Source organism: Gordonia sp. VNK21 (assembly GCF_046098115.1).
Lineage (GTDB): Bacteria > Actinomycetota > Actinomycetes > Mycobacteriales > Mycobacteriaceae > Gordonia.
Genome location: NZ_JBJURU010000013.1, coordinates 58,735 through 72,932, shown reverse-complemented (window position 1 = coordinate 72,932; position 14,198 = coordinate 58,735). Strand labels below are relative to the sequence as shown.

Below are 14,198 nucleotides of genomic sequence, written 5' to 3'. Positions count from 1 at the left end.
ATGACCACCACGACCGATGCGCTCCGCGGACGCACTCTGATCATGTCCGGCGGCAGCCGCGGGATCGGCGAGGCGATCGCGCTCGCCGCCGCCCGGGCCGGCGCGAACATCGCGCTCATCGCCAAGACCACCGAGCCCCATCCCAAACTGCCGGGCACCATCTACACCGCCGCGGAGGCCATCGAGAAGGCCGGCGGCCGGGCCCTGCCGATCGTCGGGGACATCCGCGACGATCAGCAGGTCGAGGAGGCGGTGGCCCGCACGGTCGCCGAGTTCGGCGGCATCGACATCGTCGTGAACAACGCCAGCGCCCTCGATCTCACGCCCAGCGAGAAGATCAGCATGAAGAAGTACGATCTCATGCAGGACATCAACGCCCGCGGCGCCTTCTCGCTGTCGGCGAAATCCATTCCGCACCTGCGGAAGTCGTCCCACGCACACATTCTGACCCTGTCCCCGCCGATCACCGTCGACCCCGAGTGGTTCGTCAAAGTCCCCACCGCCTACTCGATCTCCAAGTTCTCGATGTCACTGGTCACCGCGGGCTTGTCCGCCGAGCTCGCCGCCGACGGCATCGCCGCCAACTCGCTGTGGCCCCGCACCACCATCGCCACGGCCGCCGTCAGCAACGTGCTCGGCGAGCAGTTGGTCTCGCGCAGCCGGACCGTGGACATCATGGCCGACGCGGCGCTGTCGATCCTGAGCAAGCCCGCCGCGGCCGCCACCGGGCGTTTCTTCATCGACGAGGAGGTGCTCGCCGCGGACGGCGTCACCGATCTGTCCCGCTACCAGGTGGATCCGTCCGTCGCCATGCACGACCTCGAACTCGACTTCTGGATGGATTGGCCGGCATGAGCGTCGATCGTCTACTCCCCACCGACGAGGCCTACGACTTGATCGATCTCACCCGGGAGATCGCCGACAAGACGCTCGCCCCGATCGTCGACGAGCACGAGAAGAACGAGACCTATCCCGAGGGCGTCTTCGCCACGCTCGGCGAGGCCGGGCTGCTGAGCCTGCCGTATCCGGAGGAATGGGGTGGCGGCGGCCAGCCCTACGAGGTCTACCTGCAGGTGCTCGAGGAGATCGCGGCCCGCTGGGCCGCCGTCGGCGTGGCCGTCAGCGTGCACAGCCTGGCCTGCCATCCGCTGATGGCCTTCGGCACCGACGAGCAGAAGCAACGCTGGCTGCCGGAGATGCTCGGCGGCGCCACCATCGGCGCCTACAGCCTGTCCGAGCCGCAGGCCGGCTCCGACGCGGCCGCGCTGGCCTGCGCCGCCCGGCCGGCCGAGGGCGGCTACCGGATCACCGGCACCAAGGCGTGGATCACCCACGGCGGGGTGGCCGACTTCTACAACCTGTTCGCCCGCACCGGTGACGGCTCCAAGGGCATCTCGTGCTTCCTGGTTCCCGACGGCACCGAAGGACTCTCCTTCGGCAAGCCCGAGGAGAAGATGGGCCTCACTGCGGTGCCCACCACCTCGGCTTTCTACGACGATGCCTTCATCCCCGAGGAGCGGCGGATCGGCGCGGACGGCCAGGGACTGCAGATCGCCTTCAGCGCACTCGATTCCGGGCGCCTGGGCATCGCCGCCGTCGCCGTGGGCATCGCGCAGGCGGCTCTCGACGAGGCGGCCGCCTACGCCAATGAGCGCACCACCTTCGGCAGCGCGATCATCGACCATCAAGGGCTGGCCTTCCTGCTCGCCGACATGGCGGCCGCCGTCGACTCCGCGCGCGCCACCTACCTCGACGCCGCCCGCCGCCGGGATCGCGGCCTGCCCTACTCCCGGCAGGCGTCCACCGCGAAACTGATCGCCACCGATGCGGCCATGAAGGTCACCACCGATGCCGTGCAGGTCTTCGGCGGCTACGGCTACACCCGCGACTTCCGCGTCGAGCGTTTCATGCGGGAGGCCAAGATCACGCAGATCTTCGAGGGCACCAATCAGATTCAGCGGCTGGTGATCAGCCGGACGCTGCGCAACCGCTGAGGGGCGTCGGCCGGCCGGCGCAGATCTAGCGCTTCTTCTGCGATCTGTAGACGAAGCGTGCCACCTGCAGATACGAGATGCGTTCGGCGGCGCGCTTGCTGAGCCGGCCGAGTCCGTCGTAGAAGTGGGCGTCTTTGCCGATCACCACCCGGGTGCGGCCGCGCAGGGTGGTCTCGATCATCCTCCGGGCCGCGCGGCCGGCCGGCATCGCGAAGGTGCGCGCCACGACCTCCGGGGTGCCCAGCGTGTTCGCACTGGCCCGGACCAGCTCGGTCCAGACGGTGCCGGGCACTGCGGTGGTGACGCTGACCGCCGAACCCGCGTGCCGCAGATCCTGGCGAAGTCCGTAACCGAACTGCGCCACAGCGGCTTTGGAGGCACCGTAGATCGCGGCACCCGGGACGGGCACCATGGCGGCCAGGCTGGCGGTGTTCATGACGACCGCCCCGCCGGGCCGCCGCTCCAGCTCCGGGAGGAAGGACCGCACCATCGCGACGGTGCCGAAGAAGTTCACCTCCATGACGGTGCGCATCCGGGCCTCGTCGATCCCGGCCGCGGTCTCGAAGTCCTGGGCGATGCCGGCGATGTTGAACAGTCCGTCCACCTGGCCGTGCGCCGCGATCACCGCCGCGGGCAGCGCCGCGACAGCGCCCGCGTCGGTGACGTCGAGCCGGTGAGTCGAGAGCCGGCCGCCGACCGCGGCGGACTCGCTCAGTCGCTGCAGCGCCGCCTCGTCGAGGTCCACCGCCGCCACCCGCGCCTGACGCGCGAGCAGCTCGCGCACCACCTGTTCGCCGATACCGTTGGCGGCACCGGTCACCACGAACACCTTGCCTGCCGGCTGCATCATCGTCGTCTTCCCTCGTCCCCTCAATCAGACCGCACGTGCGTCGGCCTGATCGCACCGCGTCTTCAGCTCTCCCGCAGGTTCCGCCGCAGCAGCTTGCCGGTCGCCGAACGTGGCAGTGCGGCAACCAGTTCCACCTCGCGCGGGTACTTGTAGGCGGCGAGCCTTTCCCGGCCGAAGTCCACCAGGTCGGACTCGACCACGGTGGCGCCCTCCCGCAGCACCACGAAGGCCTTCACACTCTCGCCGCGATAGTCGTCGGGAATGGAGACCACCGCGGCCTCGAGGACCTCCGGGTGCCGCATCAGCGCCTGTTCCACCTCGTGCGGCCACACTTTGTAGCCGGCGGCGTTGATCAGATCCTTGCTGCGGTCGACCACGTAGAACCAGCCGTCGGCATCCATGAAGCCGACGTCCCCGGTGTGCAGATCGCCGCCGGCCAGCGCCTCGGCGGTGGCTTCGGGATCGTCCCAGTAGCCGGAGATGACCTGTGGGCCGGTGGTGATGAGCTCGCCGATCTCCCCGACCGGCAGATCCCGGCCGTCCTCGTCGACCACCCGGACCACCGTGTTGGACACCGGAACTCCCACCGACAGCACGCCGGTCTCGGCGTCGACCGGCGCCCGCCGGCCGGACGGGACCACGTGCGACGGCGAGGTGGTCTCGGTCTGCCCGTAGATGTTGTGGATGTAGCCGCCGAGCGCGGACTCGAGCCGCTCGGCCAGATCGGGGTCGATCGGGGCGCCGCCGGAGTAGCGCAGTCGCAGCGGCGCCATCTCCTCGGCTGTGATGTCGGAGTTGTCCGCGAGCCCGATGTAGGCGGTGATCGCCGCGACGGCGAAGGCCGGGCGCCACTCCCGGATGGCGTCGGCGATCACCGGCGGAAGGATCCGGTGGGTCAGGACCAGCGGCGAGCGCAGCAGTATCGACAGGGTGATCCCGCCCACCAGACCGGTCACGTGGAAGACCGGTGCCAGGGCGAGGACCGGTTCGCCCTCGCGCAGCCCGGTCCACTCCCGGTAGGTCTGCGTGTTGAAGCTCAGGTTGGCGTGGCTGATCTGTGCCGCCTTGGGAAAGCCGGTGGTGCCCGAGGTGCTCATCAGCACGGCGACGTCACCGGGGCCCACCCGGCGGCGGACCGGCGCCGTGGTACGGCGTCCGGCGATCAGGGCGGCGAGGTCGACGGTGTCGGCGGGCCGGTCCCGGACCAGCTCCGCGAAGACCCGCGGATCGTCGCGGGTCTGTCCGTCGAGGGCGGAGACGGTGAGGACGATCGGCACTGCCCATTGGGCGGCGGCCGCGTCGAGTTCGCCGGCCACGACGTCGCGGTAGAGGTCCTCGAGCACGAGCAGCGCACCCGGGGTGTACCGGCGCAGGACCCGGGCCAACTCGTCGGGTTCGCTCATCGGACTGACCGGCGCCGCGATCCCGCCGACCTTCCAGGCGGCGATCAGGCCGATCACGAAGGCCGGATCGTTCTGCAGGCACAACACCACCCGGCCGCCGGGCGGAAAGCCGCGCGCCAGCAGCAGCCCGGCCATCGCATCGGAGGCGGCGTCGAGCTGGCGCCAGGTGACGGTGCTGTCGAAGTAGCGGATCGCCGGCCGGTCGGGAACCGCGTCGACGGCGGCGTCGAACATGTGCAGGACCGTCGGGTACTCCACCCGCTGATGGGCGGGACGGTCGCCGTACTGCGCGAGCCAGGGGCGATCGTCGTAGGCGCTCACACCGGTTGCCCTCCTGCCCGTGGATCCGTGGTGTCCGGGATCGCCCGGGCGGCGTCCCCCGCCGGTACCGTGTTCAGTATGGCTGAACAGAACGGAACGGGGGCGGCGATTCGGCGGGCCCGGGCCGATGCCGGTTTGAGCCTACGCCAACTCGCTGCCGAGATCGGCGTGAGTGCGGGAACCATGAGCGCCATCGAGAACGGGAAGGTGGCGCTGACCGTCGAGAGGCTGCAGCAGATCGCCGACCGGCTCGGCACACCGCGCGCCCGGCTGCTCGAACCGCAGCAGGTACCCGAGCCCGCACCGCGGCGGGATGCCACCGGCCCGGGCCCGCGCGGCGGCGACTGGCGCCGGTTCGCCGCGCTGGATCTCGATCCGGGTCTGCGGGCGGCGGTGGAGGTGTTCACCGAGATCGGGTACCACGGCGCCACCATGCGGCAGGTCGCGGCCGCCGCCGACAGCAGCGTCGCCGGGATCTACCACTATCACCGCGGCAAGCAGCAGCTGCTGGCCACCTTGATGACGCGGACCGCCGACGACATGGAATGGCGGGTGACCAGCGCCGACGAAGAAGGAGGCCGGCCCGCGGAACGTTTCGCCCGGATGGTCGAGGCCCTGGCTCTGGCCCAGGCCGTGCGGCATGAGCTGGCCTTCATCTCGGCCACCGAACTGCGCAGCCTCGAGGAGCCGGAGCGGTCCCGGGTGGTGGCGGCGACCGAACGGATCCGGCAGCGGCTGGAGGCGGCAGCCGTGCAGGCGGCGGCCGACGGCGACTTCGGGGTGGCCGATCCGCGCGGCACCGCGCGCGTGGTCATCTCACTGTGCCTGGCGCTGCCGCACCGTCCCGACCGCGAGGAACTGGCCGATCCGCAGCGGGTGGCAGCCGAGTACGCCGAGCACGCGCTGTCGATGATGCGCGGCTGAAGTTCAGGGTGACTGAACACCGGGGTCGCACTCGACGACTCCGGTGAACCTTCTTCGCCGAACCCCTTGACGAATGTCGTCGGGGTTGTGATTCTGATCGCACTGAACAGCCCGAACGTTCGCTCGATCGCCGTTCAGTACCACTCTCGACCGCACCCGATCCCTGGAGGATTCCGATGACCAGTGCCCCCGATCTCACCGAGCTGCTCGCCGATTCGCCCAGCAACTGGGGCAAGTGGGGCCCCGACGATCAGGTCGGCAGCCTCAACTACCTCACCGCCGAGCAGGTACTCGCCGGCGCCGCCCTGATCCGTAAGGGCGAACTGTTCACGCTGCAGCGGTTGATCGGCGATCCGAAGGGCGACCCGGTGTGGCCCGGCCGCAGCCCCGCGACCCGCGAGGTGGTCTTCGACGAGTCGAGCTGGGACGAGGGCGGCGACGGACCGGCGTTCCCGGGCGGCCTGCACTACGCCGACGACAAGATCGACGCCTTCCTGCAGGGCTCCACGCAGTACGACGCCCTCGGCCACGTCTGGTACGACGGCAAGATCTGGAACGGCTACGACGCCCGCACCACCATCGGCAAACTCGAACAGGCCAGCGTCGAGCCCATCGCCGAGCGCGGGATCGCCGGCCGCGCGGTGCTGCTGGACATGGCCCGCTACTTCGGTGCCGATGCCCTGCCGGCACGGCAGACCTTCGATCACACCGACCTGGAGAAATGCGCTGAGGCCCAAGGGATCACGATCCGCCCGCGCGACATCCTGATCATTCGCACCAACCACCTCGAACTGTTCTTCCAGCAGGGCGAGGCGTTCTACGACGGCTTCTGCGAGCCGGGCCTGGTGTACTCCCCGGAGCTGGTGGAGTGGTTCCAGCGCATGGAGATCCCGAATCTGGTGACCGACACCATCGCCAACGAGGTGACCCACGACCCGAACAACGGTGTCGCACTGGTGCTGCACAACGCCCTGATGCGCAACCTGGGTGTCGCCTTCACCGAGATCTGCGATCTGGAGAAGCTCGCCGCCGACTGCGCGGAGGACAAGACGTACGAGTTCTTCTACGTCGCCGCACCGCTGAAGATCAACGGCGCCTCCGGCGCCCCGGTCAACCCGGTGGTGCTCAAGTGAGCTACGCCGACCGGCCGTGGCTGGCCCGCTATCCGGAGGGCAGCCCGGCAGACCTGGAGGTCGAATACCCAACCGCGCTGGCCGTCTTCGAGGCGTCGCTGGCGGCCGATCCGGATGCGCCGTTCCTGTACTACTTCGACTCCGCGCTCAGCTTCGCCGACGTCGACCGGGCGTCGACGGCACTGGCGGCGGCCCTGGTCGAGAACGGGTTCGCGCCGGGCGACCGGCTGGCGATCTATGTGCAGAACGATCCGTCGTTCGTCATCGGTCTGCTCGCCGCGTGGAAGGCCGGCGGCGCGGCGGTGGCGGTGAACCCGATGAACCGGCGTCGCGAGCTGACGTATCTGCTCGGCGACTCCAGGGCGACGGCGCTGCTGACCCTGGACGATCTGTACACGGATGTGGCCGAGGGGGTGATCGCCACCGGCGAGACGTCGGTGGACACGGTGATCACCACCTCCGCGCTGGACTTCCAGACCCGCGACGATCAGCGCCTGTTCGCCGGCACCACCCGCCTGCACCCGGACGGGACGCTCGACCTGGTGGAGCTGATCGAGAACTACGACGGAGGAGAGCTGCCGGCGCCGGCGCTCTCGGCCGACGACACCGCGGTGCTCACCTACACCTCCGGAACCACCGGAGAACCCAAGGGCGCCATGAACACTCACCGGAATCTGACGTTCAACGCGCAGACCTACCGGGAGTGGACGGGGCTGCGGCCCGGCGAGGGCGTGCTGGGCGTGGCCCCGCTGTTCCACATCACCGGCCTGGTGGGCCACATCATGACGGCCATGCTGGTGCGCGCACCGCTGACGCTGACCCACCGGTTCCAGCCGGAGGTGACGGTCGACGCGATCCGGGAACGCCGGCCGGTGTTCACGGTCGCGGCGATCACCGCGTTCAACGCCCTCTCGACGGCCGACGGTGCGAGCCCGGAGGACTTCGAGAGCCTGCGGATCCTGTACTCGGGCGGGGCGCCGATCGCCCCGGCGATGGGCGACCGCCTGGAGAAGATCTTCGGTGCCTACATCCACAACATCTACGGCCTCACCGAGACCGCATCGCCATCACACGGTGTGCCGCTGGGGGTGCGGGCGCCGGTCGACCCGGCCTCCGGGGCGCTGTCGGTGGGGGTGCCGGTGTTCAACACCGTCGTCCGGGTGATCGATGAGCAGGGCCGGGACGTTCCGGTCGGCGAGGTGGGCGAGTTCGCCACCTCCGGGCCGCAGGTCACCAAGGGCTACTGGAACAAACCGGAGAAGACGGCCGAGTCGCTGCCGGACGGCGAATTGCGTACCGGCGACGTCGGTTTCATGGACGCCGACGGCTGGTTCTACGTCGTCGACCGGAAGAAGGACATGATCAACGCCTCCGGCTACAAGGTGTGGCCGCGGGAGGTCGAAGACGTGCTCTACACCCATCCGGCGGTGCGGGAGGCGGCGGTGGTCGGTGTGCCCGACGAGTACCGCGGCGAGACCGTGAAGGCGTACGTCTCGCTCGCCGACGGTGCGTCGGCCACCGAGGAGGAGATCGTCGCCTTCTGCAAGGAGCAGATGGCTGCGTACAAGTATCCGCGGTCGGTCGAGATCATCGGCGACCTGCCCAAGACGGTCACCGGCAAGATCCTGCGGCGCGAACTCCGCGACGCGGCCGGCTGACCCGATAGACCCCGGCGGCGGGACTCATCCCCTCATCCCCCGGTCCCGCCGCCGGTTTCCACTCGGCTCTCCCACTCCCCCGCCTGAGCGCCGCTTCCCGAGACCGTTCGTCGTTCCCGAGACCGATCAGCCGGACTCGGGAACGACAAGCGGTCTCGGGAAGGAGAAGTATGCCGGACGCATCTGCGGCTATCGCCTCGAGCACTGTCCCGAGTACGCCGAAGAAGTGAGTGGACTACTACTTGCCACAGGATTCACGGTTCGAGCGGATCCTTCGCTGCTCCGCGGCAAAATTATCAGTCGCGACGGTGATGGCAATCTTCGATCAATTCCCCGGGGCGTGAAGGGGACGCTGCGTCCCGACATTATTATCACGCAGAGAATCAACGGACAGGAAACCATCGTCATGATTCTCGATCCGAATACCGGGAACAGCCGAATATCGAAGTCGTGGAGGTCCGGTTTGCAGAAACTCGTCTACGATACGAACGAGAAGATGGATGCCATTGTCGGTGCGATTCGGGTGAGCGGGTTCGTGGTGATTGAAAAAGGAGATCTGCCATGGGACTGACCGCGGCGGAATGGAAACAGGTCTCGGCCGCCGGCGTCGAGCTTCTCGGAGACGACTGGGTCGCTTTGGGTAGGGGGCGAAAGATCAACGTTTGGCGGGTCCCCGTCGACTGGTGGGCGCAGTACATCTACCACGAGAACTCGAGTTCGGGACGTTTCGTCGCCTGGGGTTGCCTCCTGGCAAAACCGATGAGCTATTCCCAGACCGGAGATAGCGGATATAACCTGAGTCGGATCAGCCGTGTCGCCAAACGAGATGTATACCGTTCAATGATTGATGTTCACGATCCCGAGGCATTGGTGAATTTCAGTAGTTTCGTCGAGACGGACAACTTTACAGAGGAACGGAACCTCGATCGAGGACTGGCGATCAGCGAGGAGAAATTCAACGGCTGGTGCGAGCGCGGGAAAGGTCACCCGTACTACGGGAATACGCGTCAACTCCTGGTTATGCGGCGCGTACTGACGGGATCGCGTTCACTCCCCGATTTGATCGCTGATCTGCGGTGGGTCGTCGAGGACGAGCACCTCGCAAACAGAAATGAGAAGAGTGCTGTGTTTTATCCAGCGTTGTTGGCCGCGTTGGAGGCGGCGGACCGGCCGGCGATGGAGGAGTTGCTTCTCGATATGCGACGCGAGAATCTTGTTGAACTCGGTGTACCCGACGAGTATGTGACTGATGTGACTGTTCCCGAACCGAAGGTGGCGTGGTGAGTACGTACGGACTGGTTGTTGTTGCCGATCTTCCCGACGAAGCGGCCGGCGAACGCATGGTCGAACAGATCCGGGCCGCACTGAACGCTGGCCCGGGCGGCGGCCCCGGCGACGACATCGACTACGAAATCGACCCGACCGAGTCGGGGGTGCGGGTCGGGGTGAACATCCAAGGCCAGGTCGCCGACCGACGGGAAGCAGAGTTCTTCACTGCACTACCCGACGGGCGTGCCGTGATCTGTGAAGACGGCGACGAATACGGCGTCGTCTTCCAGGTATGGCGCCTCGGCCCGGACGGCGGCCAGTGTCTTTATCGCGCCTATGTCCACGACCCGGACAGTGAACCCGAACCGGACACCGCCGCCCGCACGACGACCGGCCCACAGGCCGCCGCGGCCGCGACCGCCCTGTACGGCGTCGACGCGCAGCCGTTCCTCGACCTCGAAGCCGACCCCAGCCCCGTCAGCGACGAACTCGGCATCATCGGCACCCCCTTCGACTCCTGGATGAACCACCTCAACATCGACTGGCCCGAACCCTGACCCGGCCGCCGGCACCCGGCAGTCCTGACGCGCGTGACTGGCACGCATCCGAGACCGCGCCCGCCAGCCAGGTCGAGTCCGGTGATCAGCGGCTCCACAACACACCGAGCAATCGGCGCCTCGCTGTCGGTTCAACCTAAGCCACACTTCCGCGCTCCATATGCTCTGTGGGTCTCCGCGTGCATCTTTGAGATCGTCGACTTCAGCTCTTCATCGCGCACAGTCCCTTCCGCCGTAGAGGCAACGACGGCTAGCCGCTCAGCCGCGGGCCATGTCGACGAACTTGGAGAGGTGCAGTTGGTGGGCGACGGTGATCGTGGCCGTCGGGCCGTTACGGTGCTTGCCGACGATGATGTCGGCCTCGCCGGCGCGCGGATCGTCGCGTTCGAAGGCGTCGGGACGGTGCAGCAGGATCACCATGTCGGCGTCCTGCTCGAGTGAACCCGACTCACGCAGATCCGAGACCTGGGGCCGCTTGTCGGTGCGCTGCTCGGGGCCGCGGTTCAGCTGGCTGATCGCCACCACCGGGACCTCGAGTTCCTTGGCCAGCAGCTTGATCGAGCGGGAGAACTCGGAGACCTCCTGTTGACGGGACTCGACCTTCTTGCCCGAGGTCATCAGCTGCATGTAGTCGATCACCACCAGCTTGAGGTCGTGCCGCTGCTTGAGCCGGCGCGCCTTGGCCCGGATCTCCATCATGGTCAGGTTCGGCGAGTCGTCGATGAACAGCGGCGCATCGCTGATCTCGCCCATCCGCCGGGCCAGCCGGCTCCAGTCGTCGTCGCTCATGTTTCCCGAGCGCATGTCGCCGAGCTTGACCCGAGCCTCCGCCGACAGCAGACGCATGACGATCTCGGTCTTGCTCATCTCCAGCGAGAACATGGCGGAGGCCTGTCCGTTGTGCACGGAGGCCGAGCGCAGGAAGTCCATCGCCAGCGTCGAATTGTGGGTGGGCACCATCGCCTCACCGGCCAGGTACAGGTGGTCGCGGTTGTCCACCTGCACGCAGCGCACCGGCACCGAGGCCACATCGCGGACGGCCACTACCCGGCGCGGGTAGGCCGGCGCCCGCAGCTCCTTATGCCGCACCAGCTTCTCGTGGACGGTGAAGACGTCGTCCGGCGCGGCCATCCGCAGCCAGCCGGTCCGCTCACGCCGGAAGGTGTAGCCCAGGCTCGCGATAAGATCGGCGAGCACCTCGGACATGTGCCGGGTGGCCGACGGAATGGTGATCCAGCCGTCGTCGTCCACCCGTGCCCGGGCGTCGAGGATCCCGGACAGCAGTGCCCGCCGCTGCCGGACCGAGCCGCGCAGGTACTCCTCCGGGATCAGCCCCGCCAGATCGGCCATCAGGGTCATCACGTCGACGGTCCCCTCGGCCTCGATCCGCACGCCGATCTCCGGGTCGTCGAAGGCCATGCCGGCCAGCGCCGCCACCGTGTACGGGCCGTAGGCGAACTCGCGCTCGGGCAGCTCCATCGGCGCCGGGTTCGGCACCGTCGCCACCCCCACGACCGAGCGCAGCTGCTCGGTGGTCAGCACCCCGCGGGCGGTGTCGATGTCGACCGCCCACTGGTGGTCGCGGTCGGCCACCAGCCGCGCACCGTCGTCGAACTCGACCTCGTAGCAGGGCCGGTCGGTGAGCACCTCGGTGGCTGCGACCACCGTCGTGGGCCGCCCGTCGGCGCCGATCAGCCGATCGCCCACCGCCACCTTGCCCATCCGGGTCCAGCCGGTGGGGGTGGGCAGCGGCGTGTCCAGCGCCAGCGCCTTCCCCACGCCGGGGCGGGCGGCGACGATGATCATCTGCCCGGGGTGCAGCCCGTTGGTCAGCTTGTCCAGGTCGGCGAAGCCGGTGGGCACGCCCAGCGAGAGCCCGCCGCGCGAGGCGATGGAGTCGAGCTCGTCGAGCGTGGGCTGCATCAGTTCGTCGAGGATGACGTAGTCCTCGGATGCGCGGCGCTCGGTGACCTCGTAGATCTCCGCCTGCGCCCGGTCGACCACCTCGGCGACGTCCTGACCGTCCGAGCCGGCGTAGCCGTACTGCACGATCCGGGTGCCGGCCTGCACCAGACGGCGCAGGATGGCCTTCTCCGCCACGATCTCGGCGTAGTACCCGGCGTTGGCCGCCGTGGGCACCGTGGAGATCAGCGTGTGCAGATACGGCGCCCCGCCGACCTTGCGCAGTTCGCCCTTCCGCTCGAGTTCGGCGGCCACGGTCACCGCGTCGGCCGGCTCCCCGCGCCCGTACAGCTCCAGGATCGCGTCGTAGACGGCCTGGTGGGCGGGCTTGTAGAAGTCGTCCGGCTTGATGCGCTCGAGGACGTCGGCGATCGCGTCCTTCGACAGCAGCATGCCGCCGAGCACCGACTGCTCGGCCGCGGTGTCCTGCGGCGGCTGGCGGAGCGTCTCCTCGGGGGCGGGAGGAGGTTCCGGCAGAGACGCGTCGACGGTGCGGTCGCCCGTTTCGGTCACGCTCGGTCCCCTTCCCCGGCTCAAGGTGCCGCGCGGATGACGCGACGGCGAATTCGAATAACCCGAGAGGTTATGGCCCGCCACCGACAAGGACAACTGGAGCCTGTGGAGAAACCTGTAGACAAGATGTGGAGAATCAATGTTTCAACAGGTAACGGTGTGGAGAAGTCTGTGCACATACGACATTTTCTCAACTTTTTTCAGTATGTTCTCGCAGGTCAGAAGGGGTTTGCACAATCCACAGCCGAGAACTTGTTCCACGCTCGGCGTGTTGCGTTGCGCCACACCGCTCCGGGTGTCGAGCACGGCTTGAGGCTGCCCCCTACCCGGGAGTAGGGACCGCTTCGCCGACCACGGCCCAGCACGAGCAGAACGAGGGACAATTCGGCCGTTCGGGCCGCCCGGCACCACCGATCGTGTTGTCATGGACTCGTGTCTGCCATCGCCTCGAACCGACTCGCCCGCGTACTGACGGCGGTGGCCGCCGCAGCGCTGACCCTGGTCGGCGGTGCGCTCCTGCCGAGCACCGGGGCGGCCTCGGCCGCGCCCGCCGAACTGGACTTCGGCCGCTACACGCCGGTCAACCCGAACACCTTCCGGTCGCTGGCCTACGTCGACGACGGCCGGCACTTCTTCCGGGCCGGGAGTTTCCGCTGCCAGCTCGGCCCCAATCCGGGCGAGGTGGCCTGCCAGGGCAAGCCGGCCACCGCCCCGCCGCACACCACCGGCGTGGCCATCGTCGCCTCCCAGTCGGGCCCCTGGTGGGTGCCGCCCAATACCACGTTCCGGTGGGGTTCGCGGGCAGGCTTCCGCACCCCGGTTCTGCACGTGGGCGAGCGGGTGACCGTCGGCAACGTCGCCTGTGCGCGCCCGCGTTCGGGTGTGGTCTCGTGCGCCAGCCCCAACCGGGCGTTCATCATCGCCCGCGGGTGGCATAAGTTCTACTACCCCAAGGGCGCGACCGACCACAGCAAGAATCCGCCGGCCCGCTACCTGCCGAAGAGTCTGCGCTAGACCGGCCCACACCGCGCACGGTGGCACCTCCGGCGCGCCGCGGCACCGGCCCCAGCGGCCCCTGAAACCACTTTCGCCGGTCACCCCTGTTCAGGGGTGACCGGCGAAAGCAGTTGTGTCAGAAGACGACTCAGGCGGTAACGACCGCGAGAGCGACCTTGGCCTGCACCTGCGGGTGCAGCTTCACGACCACCGGGTACGAGCCGACGGCCTTGATGTGGCCCTTGGGCAGTTCCACGTTCCGCTTCTCCACGGACGGACCACCGGCGGCGCGGATCGCGCCGGCGACGTCGCCGGCGGTCACCGAACCGAACAGCTTGCCCGAATCGTGGGTCTTGACGGTCAGCGAGACCGACTCGAGGCCCTCGATGGCCTGCTTGAGCTCGTTGGCGTGGTCCAGGTCGCGCACGGCGCGGGCCTGCTGGGCCCGGCGAATGCCCTCGACCTGCTTCTCGGCGCCGCGGGTGGCGACGATCGCCAGGCCGCGGGGCAGCAGGAAGTTGCGGCCGTAGCCGTCACGCACCTCGACGGTGTCCCCGGCCTCGCCGAGGTTCTCGACAGCAGCAGTCAGGATCAGCTTCATGTCAGTGATTCCCTTCT

Annotated in this window: 13 protein-coding genes; 9 read left to right on the top strand and 4 right to left on the bottom strand. The window is 68.3% G+C overall.

Features of this window, described 5'->3' with window-relative positions; all coding sequences use genetic code 11:
- Both ACJMNC_RS15035 and ACJMNC_RS15030 read left to right on the top strand, forming a co-directional pair.
- Nucleotides 1–855: an SDR family oxidoreductase gene (locus tag ACJMNC_RS15035; RefSeq protein ID WP_408948777.1), complete on the top strand. Its 855-nt coding sequence runs from the start codon at nucleotides 1–3 to the stop codon at nucleotides 853–855.
- On the top strand, nucleotides 852–1,994 hold the full coding sequence (locus tag ACJMNC_RS15030; protein WP_408948776.1) for an acyl-CoA dehydrogenase family protein: 1,143 nt from the start codon (nucleotides 852–854) through the stop codon (nucleotides 1,992–1,994). Before ACJMNC_RS15035 ends, ACJMNC_RS15030 begins: the two co-directional genes overlap by 4 nt.
- A gap of 25 nt (nucleotides 1,995–2,019) precedes the next feature.
- Here ACJMNC_RS15030 and ACJMNC_RS15025 read toward each other — a convergent pair whose 3' ends face one another.
- A complete protein-coding gene (locus ACJMNC_RS15025; protein WP_408948775.1) occupies nucleotides 2,020–2,844 on the bottom strand; it encodes an SDR family NAD(P)-dependent oxidoreductase in 825 nt (274 codons plus the stop codon).
- Nucleotides 2,845–2,906: 62 nt separating this feature from the next.
- Entirely contained in the window at nucleotides 2,907–4,568 is a 1,662-nt protein-coding gene (locus ACJMNC_RS15020) for a class I adenylate-forming enzyme family protein (RefSeq protein WP_408948774.1), read from the bottom strand.
- A 78-nt stretch (nucleotides 4,569–4,646) separates the two neighbouring features.
- On the opposite strand from ACJMNC_RS15020, the gene ACJMNC_RS15015 reads away from it, so the two are divergent.
- From ACJMNC_RS15015 to ACJMNC_RS14990, 6 genes are all read left to right on the top strand, one after another.
- Nucleotides 4,647–5,492 carry a TetR family transcriptional regulator gene (locus ACJMNC_RS15015; protein WP_408948773.1) on the top strand — a complete coding sequence of 282 codons (846 nt, stop codon included), beginning with the start codon at nucleotides 4,647–4,649 and terminating at the stop codon, nucleotides 5,490–5,492.
- Nucleotides 5,493–5,668: 176 nt separating this feature from the next.
- Nucleotides 5,669–6,625 carry a cyclase family protein gene (locus ACJMNC_RS15010; protein WP_408948772.1) on the top strand — a complete coding sequence of 319 codons (957 nt, stop codon included), beginning with the start codon at nucleotides 5,669–5,671 and terminating at the stop codon, nucleotides 6,623–6,625.
- Nucleotides 6,622–8,283 (top strand): AMP-binding protein, encoded by a 1,662-nt coding sequence (locus tag ACJMNC_RS15005; RefSeq protein WP_408948771.1) that lies wholly within the window; start codon nucleotides 6,622–6,624, stop codon nucleotides 8,281–8,283. The genes ACJMNC_RS15010 and ACJMNC_RS15005 overlap by 4 nt, the downstream gene beginning before the upstream one ends.
- A gap of 340 nt (nucleotides 8,284–8,623) precedes the next feature.
- Entirely contained in the window at nucleotides 8,624–8,854 is a 231-nt protein-coding gene (locus ACJMNC_RS15000; protein WP_408948770.1) for a hypothetical protein, read from the top strand.
- Nucleotides 8,845–9,567: a hypothetical protein gene (locus tag ACJMNC_RS14995; protein WP_408948769.1), complete on the top strand. Its 723-nt coding sequence runs from the start codon at nucleotides 8,845–8,847 to the stop codon at nucleotides 9,565–9,567. The genes ACJMNC_RS15000 and ACJMNC_RS14995 overlap by 10 nt, the downstream gene beginning before the upstream one ends.
- Nucleotides 9,564–10,109: a hypothetical protein gene (locus ACJMNC_RS14990; RefSeq protein WP_408948768.1), complete on the top strand. Its 546-nt coding sequence runs from the start codon at nucleotides 9,564–9,566 to the stop codon at nucleotides 10,107–10,109. Before ACJMNC_RS14995 ends, ACJMNC_RS14990 begins: the two co-directional genes overlap by 4 nt.
- Nucleotides 10,110–10,367: 258 nt before the next feature.
- Here ACJMNC_RS14990 and dnaB read toward each other — a convergent pair whose 3' ends face one another.
- On the bottom strand, nucleotides 10,368–12,584 hold the full coding sequence (gene dnaB, locus ACJMNC_RS14985) for a replicative DNA helicase (RefSeq protein ID WP_408948767.1): 2,217 nt from the start codon (nucleotides 12,582–12,584) through the stop codon (nucleotides 10,368–10,370).
- A gap of 432 nt (nucleotides 12,585–13,016) precedes the next feature.
- Here dnaB and ACJMNC_RS14980 point away from each other — a divergent pair, with 432 nt between their 5' ends.
- Complete coding sequence (locus ACJMNC_RS14980; RefSeq protein WP_408948766.1) at nucleotides 13,017–13,598, top strand: hypothetical protein; 582 nt, start codon at nucleotides 13,017–13,019, stop codon at nucleotides 13,596–13,598.
- Between the two features lie 130 nt (nucleotides 13,599–13,728).
- Here the strand turns inward: ACJMNC_RS14980 and rplI are convergent, their stop codons facing one another.
- Nucleotides 13,729–14,181, bottom strand: coding sequence for a 50S ribosomal protein L9 (gene rplI / locus ACJMNC_RS14975; RefSeq protein WP_408948765.1), 453 nt, complete (start codon nucleotides 14,179–14,181; stop codon nucleotides 13,729–13,731).
- Nucleotides 14,182–14,198 lie beyond the last annotated feature (17 nt).

Bases quoted from the DNA above. Each gene is read 5' to 3' on its own strand.
- ACJMNC_RS15035 (WP_408948777.1), top strand. From the start codon at position 1: ATGACCACCACGACCGATGCGCTCCGCGGACGCACTCTGATCATGTCC.
- ACJMNC_RS15030 (WP_408948776.1), top strand. From the start codon at position 852: ATGAGCGTCGATCGTCTACTCCCCACCGACGAGGCCTACGACTTGATC.
- ACJMNC_RS15025 (WP_408948775.1), bottom strand. From the start codon at position 2,844: ATGATGCAGCCGGCAGGCAAGGTGTTCGTGGTGACCGGTGCCGCCAAC.
- ACJMNC_RS15015 (WP_408948773.1), top strand. From the start codon at position 4,647: ATGGCTGAACAGAACGGAACGGGGGCGGCGATTCGGCGGGCCCGGGCC.
- ACJMNC_RS15010 (WP_408948772.1), top strand. From the start codon at position 5,669: ATGACCAGTGCCCCCGATCTCACCGAGCTGCTCGCCGATTCGCCCAGC.
- ACJMNC_RS14995 (WP_408948769.1), top strand. From the start codon at position 8,845: ATGGGACTGACCGCGGCGGAATGGAAACAGGTCTCGGCCGCCGGCGTC.
- rplI (WP_408948765.1), bottom strand. From the start codon at position 14,181: ATGAAGCTGATCCTGACTGCTGCTGTCGAGAACCTCGGCGAGGCCGGG.